This window comes from Algibacter sp. YIN40 (assembly GCF_057219435.1).
Genome location: NZ_JBXVVC010000005.1, coordinates 101,896 through 123,181, shown reverse-complemented (window position 1 = coordinate 123,181; position 21,286 = coordinate 101,896). Strand labels below are relative to the sequence as shown.

The 21,286-nt window shown below is 31.4% G+C and carries 20 protein-coding genes and 1 pseudogene; 15 read left to right on the top strand and 6 right to left on the bottom strand.

Annotated elements, in window-relative coordinates; genetic code table 11:
- Window positions 1-12 precede the first annotated feature (12 nt).
- On the bottom strand, window positions 13-600 hold the full coding sequence (folE, locus tag AC2D6V_RS15110; RefSeq protein WP_484649842.1) for a GTP cyclohydrolase I FolE: 588 nt from the start codon (window positions 598-600) through the stop codon (window positions 13-15).
- A gap of 133 nt (window positions 601-733) precedes the next feature.
- Between folE and AC2D6V_RS15105 the strand changes: the two genes are divergently transcribed.
- Entirely contained in the window at window positions 734-1,399 is a 666-nt protein-coding gene (locus AC2D6V_RS15105; protein WP_484649840.1) for an ABC transporter ATP-binding protein, read from the top strand.
- 11 nt (window positions 1,400-1,410) lie between these two features.
- Window positions 1,411-2,175: a TIGR02757 family protein gene (locus AC2D6V_RS15100; RefSeq protein WP_484649838.1), complete on the top strand. Its 765-nt coding sequence runs from the start codon at window positions 1,411-1,413 to the stop codon at window positions 2,173-2,175.
- A gap of 22 nt (window positions 2,176-2,197) precedes the next feature.
- Here AC2D6V_RS15100 and AC2D6V_RS15095 read toward each other — a convergent pair whose 3' ends face one another.
- Window positions 2,198-4,093, bottom strand: coding sequence for a leucine-rich repeat domain-containing protein (locus tag AC2D6V_RS15095; protein WP_484649836.1), 1,896 nt, complete (start codon window positions 4,091-4,093; stop codon window positions 2,198-2,200).
- 419 nt (window positions 4,094-4,512) lie between these two features.
- On the opposite strand from AC2D6V_RS15095, the pseudogene AC2D6V_RS15090 reads away from it, so the two are divergent.
- Window positions 4,513-4,785, top strand: a pseudogene (locus tag AC2D6V_RS15090) (DUF2400 family protein); the annotation flags it as partial.
- Window positions 4,786-4,830: 45 nt separating this feature from the next.
- Window positions 4,831-6,318: a S10 family peptidase gene (locus AC2D6V_RS15085; protein ID WP_484649834.1), complete on the top strand. Its 1,488-nt coding sequence runs from the start codon at window positions 4,831-4,833 to the stop codon at window positions 6,316-6,318.
- Window positions 6,319-6,385: 67 nt separating this feature from the next.
- Here AC2D6V_RS15085 and AC2D6V_RS15080 read toward each other — a convergent pair whose 3' ends face one another.
- Window positions 6,386-8,278: a M61 family metallopeptidase gene (locus tag AC2D6V_RS15080; RefSeq protein ID WP_484649832.1), complete on the bottom strand. Its 1,893-nt coding sequence runs from the start codon at window positions 8,276-8,278 to the stop codon at window positions 6,386-6,388.
- An 86-nt stretch (window positions 8,279-8,364) separates the two neighbouring features.
- Here AC2D6V_RS15080 and AC2D6V_RS15075 point away from each other — a divergent pair, with 86 nt between their 5' ends.
- From AC2D6V_RS15075 to AC2D6V_RS15035, 9 genes are all read left to right on the top strand, one after another.
- The gene (locus tag AC2D6V_RS15075) at window positions 8,365-9,372 is read left to right on the top strand and encodes a glycosyltransferase family 2 protein (protein ID WP_484649830.1); all 1,008 of its coding nucleotides are present in this window, start codon (window positions 8,365-8,367) and stop codon (window positions 9,370-9,372) included.
- 76 nt (window positions 9,373-9,448) lie between these two features.
- Window positions 9,449-11,374, top strand: a complete 1,926-nt coding sequence (locus AC2D6V_RS15070) for a vWA domain-containing protein (protein ID WP_484649827.1) — start codon at window positions 9,449-9,451, stop codon at window positions 11,372-11,374.
- On the top strand, window positions 11,371-12,624 hold the full coding sequence (locus tag AC2D6V_RS15065) for a dihydroorotase (protein ID WP_484649823.1): 1,254 nt from the start codon (window positions 11,371-11,373) through the stop codon (window positions 12,622-12,624). Before AC2D6V_RS15070 ends, AC2D6V_RS15065 begins: the two co-directional genes overlap by 4 nt.
- A gap of 4 nt (window positions 12,625-12,628) precedes the next feature.
- Window positions 12,629-12,961: a hypothetical protein gene (locus tag AC2D6V_RS15060; protein WP_484649819.1), complete on the top strand. Its 333-nt coding sequence runs from the start codon at window positions 12,629-12,631 to the stop codon at window positions 12,959-12,961.
- Window positions 12,962-12,966: 5 nt separating this feature from the next.
- Window positions 12,967-13,623 (top strand): alpha/beta hydrolase, encoded by a 657-nt coding sequence (locus AC2D6V_RS15055; protein WP_484649814.1) that lies wholly within the window; start codon window positions 12,967-12,969, stop codon window positions 13,621-13,623.
- A 220-nt stretch (window positions 13,624-13,843) separates the two neighbouring features.
- Entirely contained in the window at window positions 13,844-14,476 is a 633-nt protein-coding gene (locus AC2D6V_RS15050; RefSeq protein ID WP_484649812.1) for an MOSC domain-containing protein, read from the top strand.
- A gap of 64 nt (window positions 14,477-14,540) precedes the next feature.
- Window positions 14,541-15,782, top strand: coding sequence for a DEAD/DEAH box helicase (locus tag AC2D6V_RS15045; RefSeq protein ID WP_484649810.1), 1,242 nt, complete (start codon window positions 14,541-14,543; stop codon window positions 15,780-15,782).
- Between the two features lie 10 nt (window positions 15,783-15,792).
- Entirely contained in the window at window positions 15,793-16,293 is a 501-nt protein-coding gene (locus AC2D6V_RS15040) for a cupin domain-containing protein (protein ID WP_484649807.1), read from the top strand.
- A gap of 63 nt (window positions 16,294-16,356) precedes the next feature.
- The gene (locus tag AC2D6V_RS15035) at window positions 16,357-17,685 is read left to right on the top strand and encodes a hypothetical protein (protein ID WP_484649804.1); all 1,329 of its coding nucleotides are present in this window, start codon (window positions 16,357-16,359) and stop codon (window positions 17,683-17,685) included.
- Here AC2D6V_RS15035 and AC2D6V_RS15030 read toward each other — a convergent pair.
- Both AC2D6V_RS15030 and AC2D6V_RS15025 read right to left on the bottom strand, forming a co-directional pair.
- Window positions 17,682-18,095, bottom strand: a complete 414-nt coding sequence (locus AC2D6V_RS15030) for a hypothetical protein (RefSeq protein WP_484649801.1) — start codon at window positions 18,093-18,095, stop codon at window positions 17,682-17,684. The two genes, AC2D6V_RS15035 and AC2D6V_RS15030, sit on opposite strands and share 4 nt — an antisense overlap.
- Window positions 18,076-18,684: an RNA polymerase sigma factor gene (locus AC2D6V_RS15025; RefSeq protein WP_484649796.1), complete on the bottom strand. Its 609-nt coding sequence runs from the start codon at window positions 18,682-18,684 to the stop codon at window positions 18,076-18,078. Before AC2D6V_RS15025 ends, AC2D6V_RS15030 begins: the two co-directional genes overlap by 20 nt.
- Before the next feature lie 121 nt (window positions 18,685-18,805).
- Between AC2D6V_RS15025 and AC2D6V_RS15020 the strand changes: the two genes are divergently transcribed.
- Window positions 18,806-19,147 (top strand): DUF6249 domain-containing protein, encoded by a 342-nt coding sequence (locus AC2D6V_RS15020; RefSeq protein ID WP_484649793.1) that lies wholly within the window; start codon window positions 18,806-18,808, stop codon window positions 19,145-19,147.
- Between the two features lie 58 nt (window positions 19,148-19,205).
- Here the strand turns inward: AC2D6V_RS15020 and AC2D6V_RS15015 are convergent, their stop codons facing one another.
- A complete protein-coding gene (locus AC2D6V_RS15015; RefSeq protein WP_484649790.1) occupies window positions 19,206-19,871 on the bottom strand; it encodes a M15 family metallopeptidase in 666 nt (221 codons plus the stop codon).
- A 405-nt stretch (window positions 19,872-20,276) separates the two neighbouring features.
- Between AC2D6V_RS15015 and AC2D6V_RS15010 the strand changes: the two genes are divergently transcribed.
- On the top strand, window positions 20,277-21,209 hold the full coding sequence (locus AC2D6V_RS15010) for an alpha/beta hydrolase family protein (RefSeq protein WP_484649784.1): 933 nt from the start codon (window positions 20,277-20,279) through the stop codon (window positions 21,207-21,209).
- Window positions 21,210-21,286 lie beyond the last annotated feature (77 nt).

Below are 21,286 nucleotides of genomic sequence, written 5' to 3'. Positions count from 1 at the left end.
AACATACCAAAATTATTTGCCGATAAGCTTTAAAAATTCATTTCTCGTTTCAATTTTCTCAAATTGACCACGAAAGCCAGAAGTAGTTGTTATAGAGCTTTGTTTTTGAACCCCCCGCATCATCATACACATATGAGCCGCTTCAATAACAACAGCAACTCCCTGAGGTTTTAAGGTGTCGTTAATACAATCTAAAATCTGTTCTGTTAAGCGTTCTTGTACTTGCAAGCGTCTAGCAAATACATCAACAATACGGGGTAATTTGCTAAGCCCAACAATATGACCGTTAGGGATGTATGCTATATGGGCTTTTCCGAAAAAAGGTAAAATATGATGCTCGCAAAGTGAATACAATTCAATATCTTTTACAATAACCATTTCGTTATAAGACTCCTTAAACATGGCACTTTTAAGAATATCAACAGGGTCTTGATCGTAACCTTGGGTTAAAAATTGCATAGCTTTTGCAGCGCGTTCAGGTGTTTTTATTAAGCCATCCCTATTTGTATCTTCTCCTAAATCTTCAATAATTTTCTTATAGCGATCTTTAACATCGTCTGTGACTTGTATATTGTACTCTTCAAATTTCTTGTAAGGCATAATTTTCTAATCTTTTAAATCTAGTTTTTCTTTTTGATTAAATATAAAGTTAAAACACGACTTTACAATAAAAAGCATTCTTAATTGTACGTCACAACTTAAAATAGTAAATTCACCATCAATATTTTTAGTTATGATTCAAGCAAAAAACATACACAAATATTACGACGAATTACAAGTTCTCAAGGGTGTCGATATACATGTAAAAAAAGGCGAAATCGTATCCATTGTGGGAGCTTCAGGGGCTGGAAAAACAACATTGTTACAAATATTAGGGACACTAGACAAAGCTTCTAAAACAGAATCATACAGCCTAAGCATAAACAATACCGAAATTAATTCACTCAACGATAAAGCCCTTGCAAAATTTAGAAATGAACATATTGGTTTTATCTTTCAGTTTCATCAATTACTACCCGAGTTTACTGCTTTAGAAAATGTATGCTTACCAGCTTTTATAAAAGGAACCAAAAAAGCAGATGCTGAAAACCGTGCGAAAGAGCTTTTAGAATTTTTAGGATTAGCACATCGCTACAACCATAAACCAAATGAATTATCTGGTGGCGAGCAACAACGTGTTGCTGTAGCACGGGCGTTAATTAACAATCCGGATTTAATCTTTGCTGATGAACCCTCTGGAAATCTTGACAGCGAATCTGCCGAAAATCTACACAACCTTTTTTTTAAGCTTCGCGATGAGTTTGGTCAAACCTTTGTAATTGTCACACATAATGAAGAGTTAGCTGATATGGCCGATAGAAAACTAGTTATGGTTGATGGGAAAATAATCAAAGATTAAATTCTACTATTTTGCATCAAAAAGAACTCAAAGAATTTCTAGATCTTAAAGTAATACAATATAACAATCCCAAATTTATTGAAAGTGACCCTATTCAAATTCCACATAGGTTTACAAAAAAAGAAGACATTGAAGTTTCTGGTTTCTTAACTGCTACTATCGCTTGGGGAAACCGTAAAAGCATCATAAATAATGCGAAGCGATTAATGCTTTTACTTGACAATTCTCCTTATGATTTTATTATTAATCATCAAAAAACAGATTTAGAAAAACTCCAACCATTTGTACATAGAACCTTTAATGGCGATGACTGTATTCAGTTTATTAAGTCTTTAAAACATATATACATAAACCATAATGGCCTCGAATCCGTTTTCTTTAATCATGCAGAAAGGAATTCACTACAAAAAGCTATTTCAGCATTTAAACACGTTTTCTTTGAAATTGAACACCTCCCACGAACTCAAAAACATGTTAGCGATCCCTTAAAAAATTCTGCGGCAAAAAGGCTAAATATGTATCTCCGTTGGATGGTAAGACAAGACAATGCTGGCGTTGATTTCGGCATCTGGAAAAGCCTCTCACCATCTCAACTATCGTGTCCATTAGACGTACATTCTGGTAATGTAGCCCGAAAATTGGGTTTACTCTACCGCAAACAAAATGATGCTAAAGCACTTTTAGAATTAGACACAGCCTTAAGGAAACTAGACCCAAAAGACCCTGTTAAATATGATTTTGCGCTATTTGGTGTTGGAGTTTTTGAAAATTTCTAATTTAAATTTTATTAATATAAAATCATTCTATAACTATCTTTTTAGTCGACTGACCCTGATTAGTAACAACCTCTACAAAATAAATACCGCTAGTTAGATTACTAACATTTAGTTTTGATGTTTTCACTGAATACAAATACTGGCTTAAAGTATTATAAATATTAATTTGTTTTAATTGTAAACCTTCGTTTAACTTAATATTTAATGCGTCTTTTACAGGATTTGGGTATATATTGATAGCAGCTTCTATATTAGGGTTTGATGTACTTAATGGTGCAAAATTACTGAAGTCTTGCCATACTGGTGCCGCTTGATATGCAGACTCTGTACCTGATGGCATTGTTAATATTGTGTAGTTTACTATGTGTGCTAAACTAAATACATTTTGGTTTATAGAAAGTGGGGTTGACCAATTTACAATAACATCTGTTAGACTACTACAATTAGCAAAAGCAGAATTTCCAATGCTAGTAACTGCATTTGGGATATTAATACTGGTTAGATTGCTACATAAATTAAAAGCATTATCTCCAATACTGGTAACTCCATCTGGGATATTAATACTTATTAGACTACTACATCGATAAAAAGCAACCTGTGGAATACTTGTAACCCCGTCTGGAATATTAATACTGGTTAGACTACTACAATCAACAAAAACACCATCTCCAATACTGGTAACAGCATCTGGGATAATGATACTCGTTAGGTTCATACAATCACGAAAAGCATAATCTCCAATATTGGTAACAGCATCTGGGATAGTAATACTGGTTAGACTACTGCAACCACTAAAAGTATAACCTCCAATACTGTTAATAGCATCTGTGATAGTAATACTCGTTAGGTTTATACAATCACCAAAAACAGCATCTCCAATACTGGTTACGGCATTTGGGATAATTATACTTGTTAGACTAATACATTGAGAAAAAGCATTATCTCCAATACTTGTAACAGCATCTGGGATAGTAAAACTTGTTAGACTATAACATCTTAAAAAAGCAAATGCTCCAATGCTTGTAACAGTATCTGGGATAGTAATACTTGATAGATTAGTGCAGTTATCAAAAACCCTATCTGGAATACTGGTAACTAAATCTGGTATAGTGATACTTGATAGACTTGTACATCCATAAAAAGCAGATGTTCCAATGCTAGTAACAGCATTTGGGATAGTGATACTAGTCAGGCTTCTACAATCATAAAAAGCATTATCTCCAATATTGGTAATAGTATTAGGGATATTGATACTAGTTAGGTCAAAACAATCATAAAAAGTATTATCTCCAATACTGGTAACAGTACCTGGGATAGTGATGCTGGTTAAAAACCTACATCTCTCAAAAGCAGATGTTCCAATACTAGTAACAGCATTTGGAATAGTGATATTTTCTAGACGATTACAATCATAAAAAGCAGAATTTCCAATACTGGTAACTGCATCTGGGATAATCATACTGGTTAGACCTATACAACCAGAAAAAGTACCATCTCCAATACTGGTAACAGCATCTGGGATAATCATACTGGTTATACTACTGCAATAAGCAAAAGCACCATCTCCAATATTGTTAACAGCATCTGGGATAGTAATATCTGTTATGTAACCACAATAATTAAAAGCACCATCTCCTATACTAGTAACAGCATCTGGGATAGTAATACCTGTTAGGCCGATACAATAATCAAAAGCACCATTTCCAATACTGGTAATAGTATAAGTTACACCTCCTTCATCTACTGTTGATGGAATAGTGAAATTTCCTGTTGGACATATATCATTGTATTTTGTAAACGATACATAGTTATTTGTGGCATCTATTACTGTATATTCTAAAATACCATCGTTAAAAGTTTGTGATTGTACTGCTATAGTACCTAGTAGACAAAATATTAAAAATATTTGTTTTTTCATTTACGCTTTTGTTAGGGTTAAAATTTATTATTAAAATAAAAATAGACCAATTGTGAGTTTTGTAATTTTTAAACAAAAAGCGCAACAAGAAAAATTAATATGTTTGTGTAAACATACAACTTTATATAGCGGTAAGCGCATATTATAAATCTTAAGCATTAACCCTTCAAATTCCAATAGTATTCACAAGGTTTATGGAATCTGAACCTGATAGAAAAGAATTTCTTTAATCACTAAACTAAAAACCATTGAACGGAAGTACCTATAGAATTTCAAAGTAGTACACATTTACAATTTGGTATTCTTGATATTATTGAAGTAAGCAAAGATGAAATGATAATATTTGATTAAAAATAATAGAGCTTTAAATATGCATATCTAATTAGATAGTCTTTTAATTAATTTATGCTATCTAAATTAAACGTATTAATATGTATCTCAGGTGGATGATTAGAAACGATAACGCTGGTGTCGATTTTGGTATATGGAAAAATCTTTCTCCAAATCAATTATCTTGTCCTTTAGATGTTCATTCTGGAAATGTAGCTAGAAAACTAGGGCTACTTAAACGAAAACAAAATGATGCCAAGGCATTATTAGAACTTGATACTTCTTTACGAAAATTAGATTCTGAAGATCCTGTTAAATACGATTTTTCACTATTTGGCCTTGGTGTTTTTGAAGGGTTTTAATATTTGTTTCAGTATCTTTAAACCATCAATCACAATCCAATTTTCATGAAATATTTTTTAGTTTTAATTTTTTCTGTTTTTACGTTGACAAGTTTTTCTCAAAATTTAAAAATTCCAATGGATACTATGGTTGTTACCAATCATAATGCCACAATTAAAGGTGCTAATATTTCCTATAAAGCTACTACAGGAACTCAGCCTGTTTGGAATAAAAAAGGAGTACCTATAGCAACATTATATTATACATATTACGAACGAAACGATATTAAAGATAAAACGAATAGACCTTTAGTTATTTCATTCAATGGCGGTCCTGGATCAGCTTCGATTTGGATGCATATTGCTTATACTGGACCGAAAATTTTAAAAATAGATAATGAAGGTTATCCAATACAGCCATATGGCATAAAAAATAACCCTAACTCGATCCTTGATGTTGCCGACATTGTCTATGTTAATCCTGTAAACACAGGTTATTCAAGAATGATAGAAGACAAAGAAGGAAAACTTCCTGAAAGGGAAACTTTTTTCGGTATAAATGCCGATATTAAATATTTAGCAGAATGGATTAACACATTTGTTTCCAGAAAAAACAGGTGGGAATCTCCAAAATATATCATAGGCGAAAGTTACGGGGGAACACGCGTAATGGGACTAGCCAATGAATTACAGAATAATCAATGGATGTATTTAAATGGTGTTATTTTAGTTTCTCCTTCCGACTATAAGCTTTATAATACAAATCAACCTGTGTACTCTGCTTTAAATTTACCTTATTTCACCGCAGCAGCTTGGTATCAAAAAATGCTTCCTCCCACACTTCAACAAAAAGATTTAGATGATATCTTACCTGAATCTGAAGGTTATGCTATTAATACTTTAATGCCAGCCCTAGCTAAAGGTGGATTTATTTCTGAAACTAAAAAAAATGAAGTTGCAAAGAAAATAGCTTATTATTCAGGTTTGAATAATAAAGTTGTTCTTCAGAATAATTTGGACATCCCAACCAGCTTCTTTTGGAAAGAATTATTAAGAGATAAAACAGGACATACTATTGGCAGACTAGATTCAAGGTACCTTGGGATTGATAAAAGAGAAGTCGGAAACCGACCTGATTATAGCTCAGAATTGACTTCTTGGTTACATTCCTTTACTCCCGCAATAAACTATTACATTCGCGAGCATTTAAATTTTAAAACAGATGTTAAGTATAATGTGTTTGGTGATGTACAACCATGGGATAGGAGAAATGATAATACTCGTGATGGCTTAAGACAAGCTATGGCTCAAAACCCCTATTTAAAAGTACTTGTTCAGTCTGGTTACTATGATGGCGCAACTACTTACTTTAGTGCAAAATATACTATGTGGCAAGTTGATCCTAGTGGCAAAATGAAAGACCGCTTTACTTTTAAAGGTTATAGAAGTGGACATATGATGTATTTAAGAAACGAAGATCTTATTTTAGCCAATGATGATTTAAGAGAATTCATGAAAGGTTCATTAAGCAATGGAAAATCAGCTAAATACTAAAACTCAAAAAAAAAACCTGCTAGTTTTAAGCTAGCAGGTTTTTTTATAAATTATGTCATTTGTTGAACTATCCTCTTAACCAAGCTTCGCGCAATGCTTTTTGAGCATCAGTAGCATCAGCTTGTTCCATAATGCCCTTACCAGTAGTATAGGTTTTTGTTGTTGCAGTTTTAATCAAAACTTCTTCCCCATTTCTATCCAAAATTACTTCAATATCATTTCCTGGTTTCCAGCTAAATACTTCTTGCAATATTTGATTCGCATTTGCTAAGGTCAAATCTTTTCCATTTATAGATTTAATAACATCATTTGGTTGTGCTCCTTGTTCTGCCCAAAAACTATTTTCTAAAACCATACCAGTAAAAAAGATGGTTCCTTTTTGACCATCGCCCCCTACAATTGGGGCACCATTCATTAAAATATAATTTGTTTCTACTTTTCCTTCACCTATCTTTAAACCAACTTTTGCAAAGAAATCAACATAGTTTATTGGTGTATCACCTATAACGTGTGTATCAAAAAATTCTCGCAGAGACGGGTACGTCATAGTTACAATTTCATCAATAAGTTTGTCGTCTTCAAATGGTTTATTCTTTCCGTATTTATTGGACAGCTCTTTCATTAAAGATAATATTCCACGGTTACCATTACTTTCTTCACGCATCAAGATATCGATACACATACCAATTAAAGCCCCTTTTTGATATACATTAATGTATTCTCCTTTATAAGGCTCTTTTAGTACATTCTCACTCATTATAGTAAAACTCATAGCATCATTCATTTGAGACGCCGATTGAATTTTACCCATCACTTTATTATAAAACGCTGCCTCTTCTACTAAGCCTTGGTTTACTTGAAACAATGTAGCAAAATATTCTGTCACACCTTCATACATCCATAAATGTTTCGAAAAAGTTGGGTTGTTATAATCGAAATAATGCACATCTTCAGAGTGCACACTTAACGGAGTTACAATATGAAAAAACTCGTGGGATACAATATCAATCATACTTTGGGCCATGGCATCAGCAGGTGAAGCTTCTGGCATAACTACAACCGTAGAAGTATGATGTTCTAAAGCTCCAAATCCTTTCGGAGAATCTTCTTTGCCTTCAGATAAATAAATATAAATATCATAACGAGAGGTGCTATTTATATCGCCTAAATATTTTTTTTGTGCCTGCATCATTTTAAAAAATGTGTCTTTAAGCGATTTGGCTGAATGTACTTTGTTTGGTGAATAAACACTTAGAACAATTTTAATATCGTCAACTAGAAATTCTTCTACATCCAACTTACCAAACATCATCGGGTTATCGGTAATTTCAAAATATCTATTTGCAAAATATGTTGTTGTTATATTTTTGCCATCTTCACTTGTTTTAGTTCCATTGTTTTGCAATGCAGAAGTACGTATATAATCTGATGATCCGGAAACCTCCAATTTGTACTGGTTATTTTTTAAAGAATCGAAATAACCAATAAATCCATGCAGATTCAATACATAATTTTCTGGTTCAATATTGGTTCCCGCAGGGGAAAATGGTGTATCCTTTCCAATACCTCCGTTAATTTCAATATCGTAAGTATCATTAACTAAATATGTAATTTTATCTAATTGCTTTGCATTATTGATTGTCCATGAATTCTCATCAATTTTACTTGTTTGCATCTCACTGCCATTATAATCAAAAGCCTTAAAATCGTCAACGTATTTACCAAAATTACTTACAGAATAGGTCCCTTGAATTACTTTTGGCAATCTGTATATAACTGTTTCAATCGTAAAACGTCCAGGATTAATAGTTACTGGTGCTTTATCGTCTGTAACTTTATCTAAATGGATCGCAGTTATAATGGGGTTACTAACTGCTAAATCGTTTGCTGTATTCTTTGTTGAACTACAACTGGCGAGTAAAATACCAACTAACAAGGTGGCTAAAATTCTAGTTTTCATAAATTGTATTTATTATTTCTTAAGCTGACGCCAAAAATAAGATTCTGTAACAGCTTATTTTCATAAGGTTATGTTAAATTCGCAACATGCAAAATCCGCTTGTAAGCATATTAACTCCATTTAAGAACACAGCAGTTTTTCTAGATGAATGCTTGCAATCCATAATAAATCAATCTTATACCAACTGGGAATTACTGATTGTAGACGATTCATCGACCGATTCTAGTTATGAATTAGTAAAAACGCATGCCAAACAAGACAGCCGAATTCGGCTTTTAAAAAACTCTGGAAGCGGCATTATTGACGCTTTAAAATTAGCATTTAAACATAGTGAAGGATCATTCATTACCAGGATGGATAGTGATGATATAATGTATCCTAATAAATTACAAGTTTTAGTAAATAACTTATTAAAGCATGGAAAGCAGCATATTGCTATTGGACAAGTAAACTATTTTTCTGAAACTGGTATTGGTACTGGCTATAAAAGCTATGAAAATTGGCTAAATGAATTAACTAAAACTGGATCCAACTATTCTGAAATCTATAAGGAATGTGTTATTCCATCACCTTGTTGGATGGCCTATCGAGAAGATTTAACTGCTTGTAATGCTTTTAATCCGAATGTATATCCTGAAGATTATGATTTAGCTTTTCGTTTTTATAAACACAATTATAAATGCATTCCTTGTAAAGAAGTTATTCACTATTGGCGGGATTATAGCACAAGATCTTCACGAACAGATTCTAATTATGCCGAAAATCATTTTTCAAGCTTAAAGATTACTAACTTTTTAGACATTGATTATGACCAACATAAGACATTGGTTATATGGGGAGCTGGAGCTAAAGGTAAAATAACAGCAAAGACATTAATTGAAAAAAGAGTCTATTTTCGATGGATTTGTGATAACCCAAAAAAAATTGGACGTGATATTTATGGTAAAAAGTTAGAGGCCTTTAATGCCTTAAAAGATATTAAAAATGCACAAAGCATTGTTACTGTTGCAAATAAATTAGCTCAAAAAGAAATTAGGCAGTATATGAATAGTTTAGGCTTAAAACCTATTGAAGACTACCTTTTCTTTTGCTAGTTGAAAAGGAATTTCATTTTATTCTATATCAAAAAAATCAAAAATTTTATGTAGGTTTGACAAATCTAAATACGACATGCAGTTTAAACACCCAGAACTTCTTTACGCTCTATTTTTACTGCTAATTCCTATAATTGTTCACCTTTTTCAACTTCGTAAATTCAAAAAAGTAGCCTTTACCAATGTGGCTTTTTTAAAGCAAGCTACTCTGCAAACCAGAAAAAGTTCTCAAATAAAAAAGTGGCTTATCTTATGTACAAGGATGTTACTTTTTGCGACTATTATTTTTGCTTTTACACAACCATTTATAGCTAAAACAGATTCATTTAATCAAAAAAAAGAAACTATAATTTACCTTGATAATTCTTTTAGTATGCAAGCTAAAGGGAATAAAGGGGAGCTCTTAAAGCGTGCTATCCAAGACATTATTAGTAATGTTCCAGAAGAAGAAAACGTGTCGCTAGTTACAAACAATCAAATATATAAAAATACAACTATTAAAGCAATTAAGAACGAATTGCTTCAATTGGATTATAGCTCCAATATGATGCCGCTTCAATCGGCTTTATTAAAGTGTAAAACCTTACTCAACAAGAACAAAGATGTTTTAAATAATATCGTTTTTATATCAGATTTTCAGCAAAGCGAAGAATCGTTTATTCCTCTTAAAGATTCATTAAGCAGTTTACATTTAGTGAAATTAGAACCTGTAAACACTAACAATATAGCTATCGATAGCACTTATATATCTTCGGCAAATGCTGGCGGCATAGAGCTTACAGTTACTTTGAAAAACAACGGTGATTACCAGGAAAATGTTCCAGTATCATTATATAATGACGACAATCTAATTGCTAAAACCAGTATTGTGCTAGACAAAACTGGAGAGACCACGTTTACACTACCTGGAAATACAATTATAAATGGTAAAATTGTAATTGATGATACTAGTTTAACCTTCGATAACGTAATGTTTTTCAACATTAATACACCTGTAAAGACTAATGTTCTTTCAATAAATAAAATTGATGATTCCTACTTAAAACGTATTTTTACTGACAAAGAGTTTAACTATTTATCTACAGAGATTTCCAATCTTAATTACAACGATATAAGTACCCAAAGTCTAATTATTTTAAATGAATTAAATAATATTCCAACCGCCCTTGCTTCTGCTTTGCAATCTTTCAATAAAGATGGTGGGTCTATATTGGTTATCCCTTCTAAGACTATTTCTAACCAGACATACAATACCTTCCTATCAAATTACAATATCACTTTAAGCAATATTATTAATGCAGAAAAACGCATAACTTCAATTAACTATTCGCATCCTTTATATAATAATGGCGTTTTCGAAAAAGAGGTGAGCAACTTTCAATATCCAAAAGTTAATAATTATTACGGACTCGTTTCAAATCAAGCTACAACTATTTTAGAACTAGAAAATGGAGCTTCATTTTTAAGTCAGAATAGCAATGTTTTTATTTTTACAGCATCTATAGCCGACGAAAATTCAAATTTCAAAAACTCGCCATTAATAGTTCCTACGCTATACAATATTGGGAAATTCAGTTTGAAAAATCCAAATTTATATTTCGCTATTGGAGAAACTAATAGTTTTGATGTTACAACTCAATTACAGCAAGATGATATTTTATCGTTAGCAAATAATAATGTGAATATTATTCCGAAACAACAACAGTTTAGCAATAAAATAGTTGTTACTACTTCAGAAACACCTTCTTTAGATGGTATCTATAATGTAAAAAACAAAGCAAGTTCTATTCTTAACGTGAGTTATAATTATAATAGAAATGAAAGTGATTTAGTCTATCAAAATTTATCAAATTTTGACAATCTAAAAACTGATGCTTCCATAACTGATGTCTTCAATTCTATAAAAAGTGACACAAAAGTTAATGCCTTGTGGAAATGGTTTGCTATTTTTGCACTGGCTTTATTGATTATTGAAATGCTCATCTTAAAATACTTTAAATGAACATACTTATAAAATCTGCTACCATAATAGATTCTAATAGTGAGTTTCACAATCAAACTCAGGATTTATTAATTGAAAATGGTAGGATTTCTAAAATTGGCAATAAACTAAAAAATCCAAAAAATTATAAAGAAGTTAAACTAGATAACCTTCATGTTTCTCAAGGTTGGTTCGACAGTAGTGTATGCTTTGGCGAACCTGGTTTTGAAGAACGTGAAACTATTGAAAACGGTCTTAAAACTGCTGCCAAATCTGGTTTTACAACCGTTGCGATGAACCCCAATACAAATCCAGTAATCGATTCGAATGCTGATGTTGCTTTTGTAAACTCAAAATCGGCAAATCACGGCGTTTCTCTTTTACCAATTGGCGCGCTTACTAAATCAGGTAAAGGAACCGATCTGGCAGAGTTGTACGACATGTCAAATGCGGGAGCTGTTGCTTTTTATGATTATAAAAAACCTATAGCTAATCCCAATCTTATGAAAATTGCATTGCAATATGCCAGTAATTTTGATGGATTAGTGTGTTCTTTTCCACAAGAAAATAAAATTTCGGGTAATGGTGTGGTAAACGAACATATTACAAGCACGAAACTTGGGTTAAAAGGAAATCCAGCCTTAGCAGAAGAATTACAAGTCGCACGCGATTTATTTTTACTTGAGTATACAGAGGGTAAATTACACATACCAACTATTTCTACGGCTAAATCTGTTTTCTTAATTAGAGAAGCAAAGAATAAAAAATTAAATGTGAGTTGTAGCGTGGCTATTCATAATTTATGTTTGACAGATGATGTACTCACAGATTTTAACACGAACTTTAAGGTACTACCACCTCTAAGAACACAAAACGATGTAGATGCTTTAATTGAAGGTTTAAAAGATGGCACTATAGATATGGTTACCAGTGACCACAACCCAATTGATATTGAGTATAAAAAAATTGAATTCGATCATGCCGATTACGGAAGCATCGGTTTAGAAAGTGCTTTTGGGGCTTTACAAAATATATTCACTACAAAAAAAACCATCGAAATACTTACTAAAGGGAAATCTAGATTTGGTGCTGAAGCGTCATCAATTAATATTGGTAACGAAGCGAATATGACGCTTTTTAATCCAGAGACTAAATACACATTTAGCAGAAGTGACATATATTCTAGATCAAAAAATTCCATTTTTGAAAACGCTTCCTTAAAAGGTAAAGCCTATGGCATTATTTCAAAGAATAAAGCGATTATAAATTAACTATATGACACAGCAAGATATTGACGAAGGAAAAGGTTTAGCCATTATAAGTTACCTAGCCATCATAGGAATTATAATAGCTTATTTTATGAATAGTGACAAGAATAATCAGTTCACAAATTTTCACATAAGACAATCATTAGGTTTATGGCTTATGTTTCATCTTTTAGGTTTTGTAGCAAGCTCATTCGATAGTTGGAGCGTTAGTTCTGGTTTCTACATTTTTTTTAGTGTCCTTTTTATTTATGGATTAATAGGCGCTATTAGTGGTAAAGCTCAAACTGTACCATTATTAGGCGATTTGTTTCAAAAATGGTTTGCTAATATTGGCAGATAAAATAAATGACTAATAATTTGTCTTCATTATACCATACTACCAGAAAATCAAGCCTTCCTGAAAACGCACCACTTCTAATCATGTTGCATGGTTATGGAAGTGATGAAAACGATTTATTTTCATTTGCAAACGAATTACCAGAAGAGCTTTTTATTATATCCGTAAGAGCGCCCTACCCAATGCAGCCATATGGTAATGCTTGGTATGCCATTAATTTTGATGCAGAACAGCGCAAATGGAACGATAACGACCAAGCCAAAGAATCTCGTGATATATTTTCCAACTTTATTGATGAAGTCGTAGCTCTTTATCCTGTTAATAAAGATAATATCACACTCTTAGGCTTTAGTCAAGGTAGTATCTTAAGCTATGCGGTAGCTTTCTCTTATCCTAAAAAAATTAAAAATATTATAGCCTTAAGTGGTTATATAAGTCATGAAATTTTACCTGAGAATTTAAACGAACTAGATTATACGCATTTAGATATTTATAGCTCACATGGCAGTGTAGACCAAGTAATTCCTGTAGATTGGGCACGACAGATAGCCCCTTTTTTAACTAGCCTAAATATAAAACACCAATATTCTGAGTTCCCTGTGGGACATGGTGTGGCGCCACAAAATTTTTATGAGCTCAAAGATTGGTTGATAAAACGTATTTAATTTTTTGTAGGAAAAAATAAATGTTTTTAAGGGATTTCGATAACTGAAAACTTAATATGTCCTGAGTTATTTGCGGGATTGATGTACTTCGAAAACATAACAACGTGTATAGTTCATTGCTCGGAAATTCCTCGCACTTTTACTATCTTGGTTCTTAATATGAAAACCCGAGAGGAATTTCACACAATGAAACCATACACAAAACCGTTAAACGAATCTTTTGAAAATCATCTCCACCAACATAGCAAAACCAACCACCATAATTTGGAATGGACAAAAAGTAACTACTGGTATATATAAAAAATCCGTTAATTCACCAATTCTATTAAGAAATCAAAGTGTTCAAAACGATGAGATTTCAGATAGAAATGTACATGGCGGCGAATTTAAAGCGTGTTATTTGTTTTCTAAAGATCAATATAACTATTGGAAAGATTTGTACCCAAATTTGGAATGGGAATGGGGCATGTTTGGAGAAAACTTAACAATTTCTGGATTAAATGAAAAAGATATTCATATAGGCGATATTTTTAAAATTGGCTCAACCCTTGTACAAGTAACACAACCGCGAGAACCTTGTTTTAAATTCGGCGTAAAATTTGGCTCTCAAGAGGTCTTAAAGCAATTTATAGACCACGGTTATCCGGGAACATATGTTAGTATACTTGAAGAAGGTTATGTGAAAACTGGAGAAACCTTAGAATTAGTTGAAAAAGCTAAGGAGAGCATAAGTACTTGGCAATTTTTTGATTTGTTATACAACAAAGAAAAAAATAGAGGCCATATTAATTTAATTATGGATAACAATGCTCTACCTAAAGGAAAAAGAGATAAACTGAAATCTTTTTTATAGCAGTTCTTTTTTTAATATCCCTTTGAACTCGATTATCATATCTTTGTTGCAAATAATCCTATAGATGTCTTTTAAAGATTTAAAAATAAGTAAACCCCTCTTGCGTGCTATAGCAGAGGCTGGGTATGACAACCCCACTTTAGTTCAAGAAAAAACAATCCATCTTGTTTTAAACAAAAAAGATGTGATTGTTTCTGCTCAAACAGGAACAGGTAAAACGGCTGCTTTTGCACTGCCAATTTTGCAATCATTATTAGATCAACAAGACACTCCTAAAAAGGGGAAAAAAATTAAAGCTTTAATTGTAAGCCCAACTAGGGAATTAGCTATACAAATTGAGAATAGTTTTAAAACTTACAGCACATATACCAACTTAAGAACAACTGTTGTTTATGGCGGCACATCCATAGAACCTCAAAAAGATATTTTAAAAAAAGGGGTTAATATTTTAATTGCTACCCCTGGACGTTTACTGGATTTACACAAACAAGATGTTATAAATCTTGATTATGTGGAAACACTTGTTTTAGATGAAGCCGATTTAATGTTAGATATGGGTTTTATTGATGATGTTAGAAAGATTGAACGCCTTTGCACTAGAGATAAACAGACTCTTTTATTTTCAGCGACGATTCCTCATAAAGTTGAATTTTTAGCCAATACTATTTTAAACAATCCAGAACGTGTTGAAGTCGCTCAAAATTCTTCAACTTCAAAGAATGTAAATCAATGGCTATACTACGTTCCCAAACGCAACAAAATTGAATTGTGTTTACATGTTTTGAGAAATACCATAAAAGGGAACATTATTATTTTTAGACGCACAAAATTTGGTGTGGACAAACTTGAAAAAACGCTATTGAAAAATGGATACAAAGTAGACAGCATTCATGGCGATAAAAGCCAAACAACAAGACAGGACTCATTAAATCGGTTTAAAAAAGGTGAAGTAAATATTCTAATAGCTACAGATGTTGCTGCTCGCGGAATTGATATTAACGAATTAGATGCAGTAATAAACTTTGATTTACCTAACATACCTGAAACCTACGTTCATAGAATTGGTAGAACGGCAAGAGCAGGAAACTCTGGGGCGGCCTATTCATTTTGTTCTGCTGATGAAAAAAATTATATAAAAGCCATACAACAACTTATTCAGATTCAATTAGATATAATTGAAGAGCATCCATATCCATTAGACCCTAAAGTAAAACCTATTATTCATAAGTCTACAAAAACAGGAAGCAAACACAAAAAAGGACGTAAAAGCGTTGCTTCAAAAAAGAAAAAAAAGCGTTGGTATTAAAAAGCGTAGAATGACTGAAATTGAGCAAATTGTAAATAAACTTCAATTAGTACCACATCCTGAAGGAGGCTTTTTTAAGGAAGTTTATAGAAGTAAGGGAGTAATAAATGCAGATAACTTAAATTCTGATTTTTCAGGTGAACGAAATTATTCTACATCAATTTATTTTTTACTAACCTCTGATAATTTCTCTGCTTTTCATAGAATAAATCAAGATGAGATTTGGCATTTTTACAAGGGCTCACCTATAAAACTTCATGTAATTTCTGAGGAGGGCAACTATTGGAATGTAATTATAGGTAGCAACATAGAAAATGACGAATTTCTTCAATATACTGTATTAGCAAATCACTGGTTTGCTGCAGAGGTAATAAATACAAACGATTATAGCTTGTTGGGATGCACTGTTGCTCCTGGTTTTGATTTTGAAGATTTTGAGCTTGCTACAAAGAATGCTCTAATTTCCAAATTTCCACAACATTCCGCACAAATATTAAAATTTACACGTTAGTGCTTATAATTTAGAATCTGCATTCTAACAAAAGTCGCTATATTAGAGGAAATATTTCTGTTTATGAGCAACGATTATACAAACCCAGCGTTTAAAAAATTATTGCAGAAACTACAAGAGGAGAGCTGGCAATTAGAACTAATAATATCGGGTTTTGCAATTTTTGGGTTAATTAGTGCTTACCCAAGTATTCAATTAAGTGTCCAAGAATCTGAAAATAGTGAACAAATTTATAAGTTTATTATTTCGCTAGTAGCTCAAATTTCTTGTGCCATTTTAATATTTAATTTACTACTTCATGTTCTCCTGCGTGGATTATGGATAGGTGCATTAGGCCTCCGCTATGTTTCTGGAGATATAAATTACGAAAGTTTAAAGTATAGTAAAAAATTCACAAAATATTTAGAAAAAAAGGTTGGTTCTTTTGATAGATATATTGCAACATTAGAAAATTATTGCAGTATTATTTTCGCCATTTCATTTTTACTTATTTTCTATGTTTTAGCTATTACATTTACAATTCTATCTATTGCTTTTGTTGGTAATTATATTATTGATAGTGAAAGTTTACCTGAATGGTTAGCAAAAGGTTTAGGAATTATGCTTCTACTTTTTATAGTTTTAGGAGCAATACTTACTTTTATAGATTTCTTGACTCTTGGTTTTCTGAAAAAGAAAAAATGGCTTTCTAAAATTTACTTCCCTATTTATTGGGTATTTAGTTTTATAACACTGTCTTTCTTATATAGACCCTTAGTTTATAACTTTTTAGACAATAAATTTGGAAGACGTTTAAGCTTCATTTTAGTGCCTTTATATATTCTTATTTTAATATCAACTTCATTAACCTACAATTATTCCAATTATCTAAATCCAGATAATTCATCAAATGAATATATAGCTAACAGCGAAAACTATGAAGATCTTTTAATTAAGAATAATGGTTTTATGAGAAACGCTATGATTCAATCTAAAGTAATCACAGATCCTTTTATAAAAGTATTTCTAGTTTTTTCAGATAATATTGAAGACAATATTTTCAAAATTAACCCAGGCCTTAAGCCAAAAGAAGATAATCGAGGCTTAGAGACCAACATAACAATAGGTGGGAGTAATCAATTTTACTTTTCTAAAAAAAGAGATAGTCTTCATAAAGAATATATAAAAACATTTAACTCGATTTATTATGTTATTATAGATTCTGTGAAGTATAATCCCGAATTTATATTATCAAAAAATTACAAGAATGAATTAGGTTTTGAAACTTATATAGGCACAAATAAACTAAAGGAAGGAAAGCATACTTTAAAAATAAATCGGCTACGTATTAGAAAAAGTGATACTATCCGATGGAATATTTCAAAGATTCCTTTTTGGCATTATAAAAATTAATTGGCTAGCCTTTTATCAAAATGATACTTCAAAAACGGTATTTGAATACAAAGCATCAAGCAAAAGAATATTATAGCGTAACTAAATGTTTTAGAAATTGTTATACCTGAAAATGCGTTTGTAATAGCATTATTTGATATAACACTAAAATCCAACATACTGAACCAATTAGATGTTTCCAATTGATTTCCAAAAAGTAAATAAAGCATTAAGGTTATTAGAGAAACACCAATTACAATCCAATATTTTTTAGAAATTAAAGGCTCATAAGTTGTAGCAGAGTTTTTACTAAACTCTGAAACTATAGACATAACCTTCTCTGTAAAATTAAAAGATGGGGTTTCTAGTAAGCCATTGCTTATAATTTTTTTTGCTAAATTGTCTAAATAATTATCTTCCTGCTCTTTCATAACTTTCAATTATTTCTGGTTCTAGGTGTTCTCTTAATACGGTTGCTAATTTTTTTCTTCCTCTAAATATTTTTACTTTTAAATTGTTAGCCTTTAAACCAACTGTTTTAGATATTTCTTCTAAAGATAATTCTTCAAAATAGTATAAGGTTAACAAAAATGCATCCTCACTTGACAATAAGGCTATACAATCTCGAATAGTTTTACTATATTCCTCCTGTTCCAAACTATCCAATGAATTATCAATTGTTTTTACTTCATGCTCAGTAAATTCATTAATTGGGACATCATTAAAATGTTTTCTATTTTTTTTCAATCTGTCCAAACATGTATTATAAGTTACTTTATACACCCATGTTGAAAATTTAGAATCTCCTTTAAACTTATTTAATGATTTATATATTTTTATAAAAGTATCTTGCGAAACTTCTTCAGCCTCCTCCCTATTCTTTAGCATACGCAACGCTAAAGTAAAAACTAAATCTTTATAGCGATCAACTAATACTGAAAAAGCATTAGAATCGCCATCAATTACTAAATTGATATAATGTTGGTCGTCGATGGTCATTTCATTAATGAGACGAGTCATTGTTATTTTAGGTTACAAAAAAAATTAAAAATATTTTTTTGCTAAAATTGTAACCAAAACTAAGAACTTATCGTCTTAGGCTATGAACACATTAAATTTAATCAATTAAAAACAAACAATTATGGAAGGAATTTTAATACCTATTAGTCTATTTATCGCGATATTCGGGATTGTTTACTTATACTTATCTACTAGAAACAAGGAACGTTTAGCGCTCATAGAGAAAGGAGCAGATGCAAGCATCTTTATGAGAGGAAGAAGTAATTCTCCTATCTGGAAAGTGCTTCTTTTAAATTTAGCATTATTGCTAATGGGAATTGGTATTGGTGTATTCTTGGCAATGCTGCTTACTGAATTTACAACATTAGAAGAAGGTGCTGTTTACCCTGCTATCATATTCTTTATGGCTGGTGCAGGATTGTTTCTTGGTTTTAAAATGACCAAAGACTTAGATAAAGAATAAAACTATCATCGATCAAAAAATACTAAAACCTGTTTTCTCATTTAGAAAACAGGTTTTTTTATTCAATAGGAAAATTAAAGTATGTATTAGAAAATGGTTCTCCGTTTAAAGTGAAATGCCACCATTCTTTAGGATAATTTCTAAATCCAAATTTCAGCATAACACTTTGTAAAAGTTGTCTATTAGCCTGCTGTTCTTCAGAAATATTAGTAAAATTTATCCAAGATTCTTTTCCAAAAAAATCATATTTGCTGCCCATGTCTATTGACAAACTCGTATTTCCGTCAATAATTGTTATGTCTACTGTACTACCTCTACTATGACCCGATTTTGAAGCTATATATTCTTCTTTAAACAAATCCTTTTTCTTTACATCTGGATAAAAAATATGCTTATTAAGGGTATCATTAATATCACGCGCCCAAACTAAAAAATGATCGACAGCACGTTGTGGTCTATACCCATCATACACTTTCAAGCATAAGTTTTTTTCTTGTAAATAGCTCTGCACTTTTTTAAGTGCTTCCGCAGTTTGTTTTGTTAGTATAAGTTTATTCGCATTATAGCCATTAATGGCTGTTCCAACAAAATTGTTTGATGAATAATACCTTAATTCTACATCAATATCTGGAATAACATCATCTGCATAAACAAACCCTTCAGGTAATTGTGCAAAACTAATAATGCAAAAGAATAGGCAATATAAATAACTACATAATTTCATAAACTTGAGTTACTAGCGAATTTATATAAAATAAGTTTATCCAGAGTTTTAAACACAAAAAAACCGAGTTCCCTCAAACTCGGTTTTTTCTTAATTTGCTTTTTACTTACGAAGTTAGATTTAGGGTCTCTATATCAACAACATAATGCAAATATTAATTAATTAATCCATTGAACTAAAAAGTATGTTATTTAGTACACACCAAAAGTAAAAATATAAATGAAACACAACGATAAAAAACATATAAAATCGATGAAATACACTTATTTTTAACATTTATCGTCGTAATAAAAGATATTATCGACGAAATGCATATCATTCGTGTAGAATAAAAAACAATAAAACATTATTTATTTAGTTACTTCTATTAGTAAATTTGATGTATTACTTAACCATGATATATAAATGAAAATTAAAGTATTAATATTCGCCTTCCTTTGCTATAATATGGGCTTTGCTCAAAACAAACCCTTTACAGAACAAAATTTATCAATAAATAAATATATCGAAGGAACCTTACTCCAACCTTTGGATAAAACTAATACCCCATTAGCAATTATAATTGGTGGTTCAGGGCCAACTGATAGAAATGGCAATCAAAATTTTCTAAAAAATAATTCCTTAAAAAAACTAGCAGAAACTTTATCAATTAATGGTATTGCAACCTATAGGTACGACAAACGGATTGTAAAACAAATAAAGCAAGGAATTATCGATAAGGACATTATGTTTGATGATTTTATAGATGATGCCATATCTACCATTAACTATTTTAAAAAGCGAAGATTCTTTAGTAAAATTTTTATAGTTGGTCATAGTCAAGGAAGTTTAGTAGGAATGATCGCTGCTAAAAATCGAGCTGACGGTTTTATTTCTTTAGCTGGTGCAGGACAAAGTATAGATAATGTTATTATCGAGCAGATTAATTTAACCGCTCCTCAGTTTAATGAAGATACCAAACGCATATTCACAGCCTTAAAAAAGGGAAAAACAGTTAAAGATTATCCTCAAGCCCTAACATCGATTTTTAAAGAAGATATTCAGGGTTTTATGAGAAATTGGATTCAATATGATCCAACAAAAGTAATTAAGAAATTGAAAATACCAATTCTTATAATAAACGGAGATAAAGACTTGCAAGTAAGTGTTGAGGAGGCTAATACATTAAAAAAAGCAGTTCCAGAAGCTAAACTGATTATCGTAGAAAATATGAACCATGTGCTTGTTCCTATAGCTGGTGATAACTTGGATAACTCAAAATCTTACAATGAACCGCTCAGAAAAATTTCCGATGAATTGACCAATAAAGTTATAAACTTCATAAAATCAAATAATTAGAGAATAGAGCAATGGATTTCTTCATTTCAAAGTAAATATTAACTTCTTGTCGTAATTTCATTCATATTTACTGTTTT

Excerpts from the sequence above, each read along its gene's own strand:
- folE (WP_484649842.1), bottom strand. The coding sequence starts at position 600 with ATGCCTTACAAGAAATTTGAAGAGTACAATATACAAGTCACAGACGAT.
- AC2D6V_RS15105 (WP_484649840.1), top strand. The coding sequence starts at position 734 with ATGATTCAAGCAAAAAACATACACAAATATTACGACGAATTACAAGTT.
- AC2D6V_RS15095 (WP_484649836.1), bottom strand. The coding sequence starts at position 4,093 with ATGAAAAAACAAATATTTTTAATATTTTGTCTACTAGGTACTATAGCA.
- AC2D6V_RS15085 (WP_484649834.1), top strand. The coding sequence starts at position 4,831 with ATGAAATATTTTTTAGTTTTAATTTTTTCTGTTTTTACGTTGACAAGT.
- AC2D6V_RS15080 (WP_484649832.1), bottom strand. The coding sequence starts at position 8,278 with ATGAAAACTAGAATTTTAGCCACCTTGTTAGTTGGTATTTTACTCGCC.
- AC2D6V_RS15075 (WP_484649830.1), top strand. The coding sequence starts at position 8,365 with ATGCAAAATCCGCTTGTAAGCATATTAACTCCATTTAAGAACACAGCA.
- AC2D6V_RS15070 (WP_484649827.1), top strand. The coding sequence starts at position 9,449 with ATGCAGTTTAAACACCCAGAACTTCTTTACGCTCTATTTTTACTGCTA.
- AC2D6V_RS15065 (WP_484649823.1), top strand. The coding sequence starts at position 11,371 with ATGAACATACTTATAAAATCTGCTACCATAATAGATTCTAATAGTGAG.
- AC2D6V_RS15060 (WP_484649819.1), top strand. The coding sequence starts at position 12,629 with ATGACACAGCAAGATATTGACGAAGGAAAAGGTTTAGCCATTATAAGT.
- AC2D6V_RS15055 (WP_484649814.1), top strand. The coding sequence starts at position 12,967 with ATGACTAATAATTTGTCTTCATTATACCATACTACCAGAAAATCAAGC.
- AC2D6V_RS15045 (WP_484649810.1), top strand. The coding sequence starts at position 14,541 with ATGTCTTTTAAAGATTTAAAAATAAGTAAACCCCTCTTGCGTGCTATA.
- AC2D6V_RS15040 (WP_484649807.1), top strand. The coding sequence starts at position 15,793 with ATGACTGAAATTGAGCAAATTGTAAATAAACTTCAATTAGTACCACAT.
- AC2D6V_RS15035 (WP_484649804.1), top strand. The coding sequence starts at position 16,357 with ATGAGCAACGATTATACAAACCCAGCGTTTAAAAAATTATTGCAGAAA.
- AC2D6V_RS15030 (WP_484649801.1), bottom strand. The coding sequence starts at position 18,095 with ATGAAAGAGCAGGAAGATAATTATTTAGACAATTTAGCAAAAAAAATT.
- AC2D6V_RS15025 (WP_484649796.1), bottom strand. The coding sequence starts at position 18,684 with ATGACTCGTCTCATTAATGAAATGACCATCGACGACCAACATTATATC.
- AC2D6V_RS15020 (WP_484649793.1), top strand. The coding sequence starts at position 18,806 with ATGGAAGGAATTTTAATACCTATTAGTCTATTTATCGCGATATTCGGG.
- AC2D6V_RS15015 (WP_484649790.1), bottom strand. The coding sequence starts at position 19,871 with ATGAAATTATGTAGTTATTTATATTGCCTATTCTTTTGCATTATTAGT.
- AC2D6V_RS15010 (WP_484649784.1), top strand. The coding sequence starts at position 20,277 with ATGAAAATTAAAGTATTAATATTCGCCTTCCTTTGCTATAATATGGGC.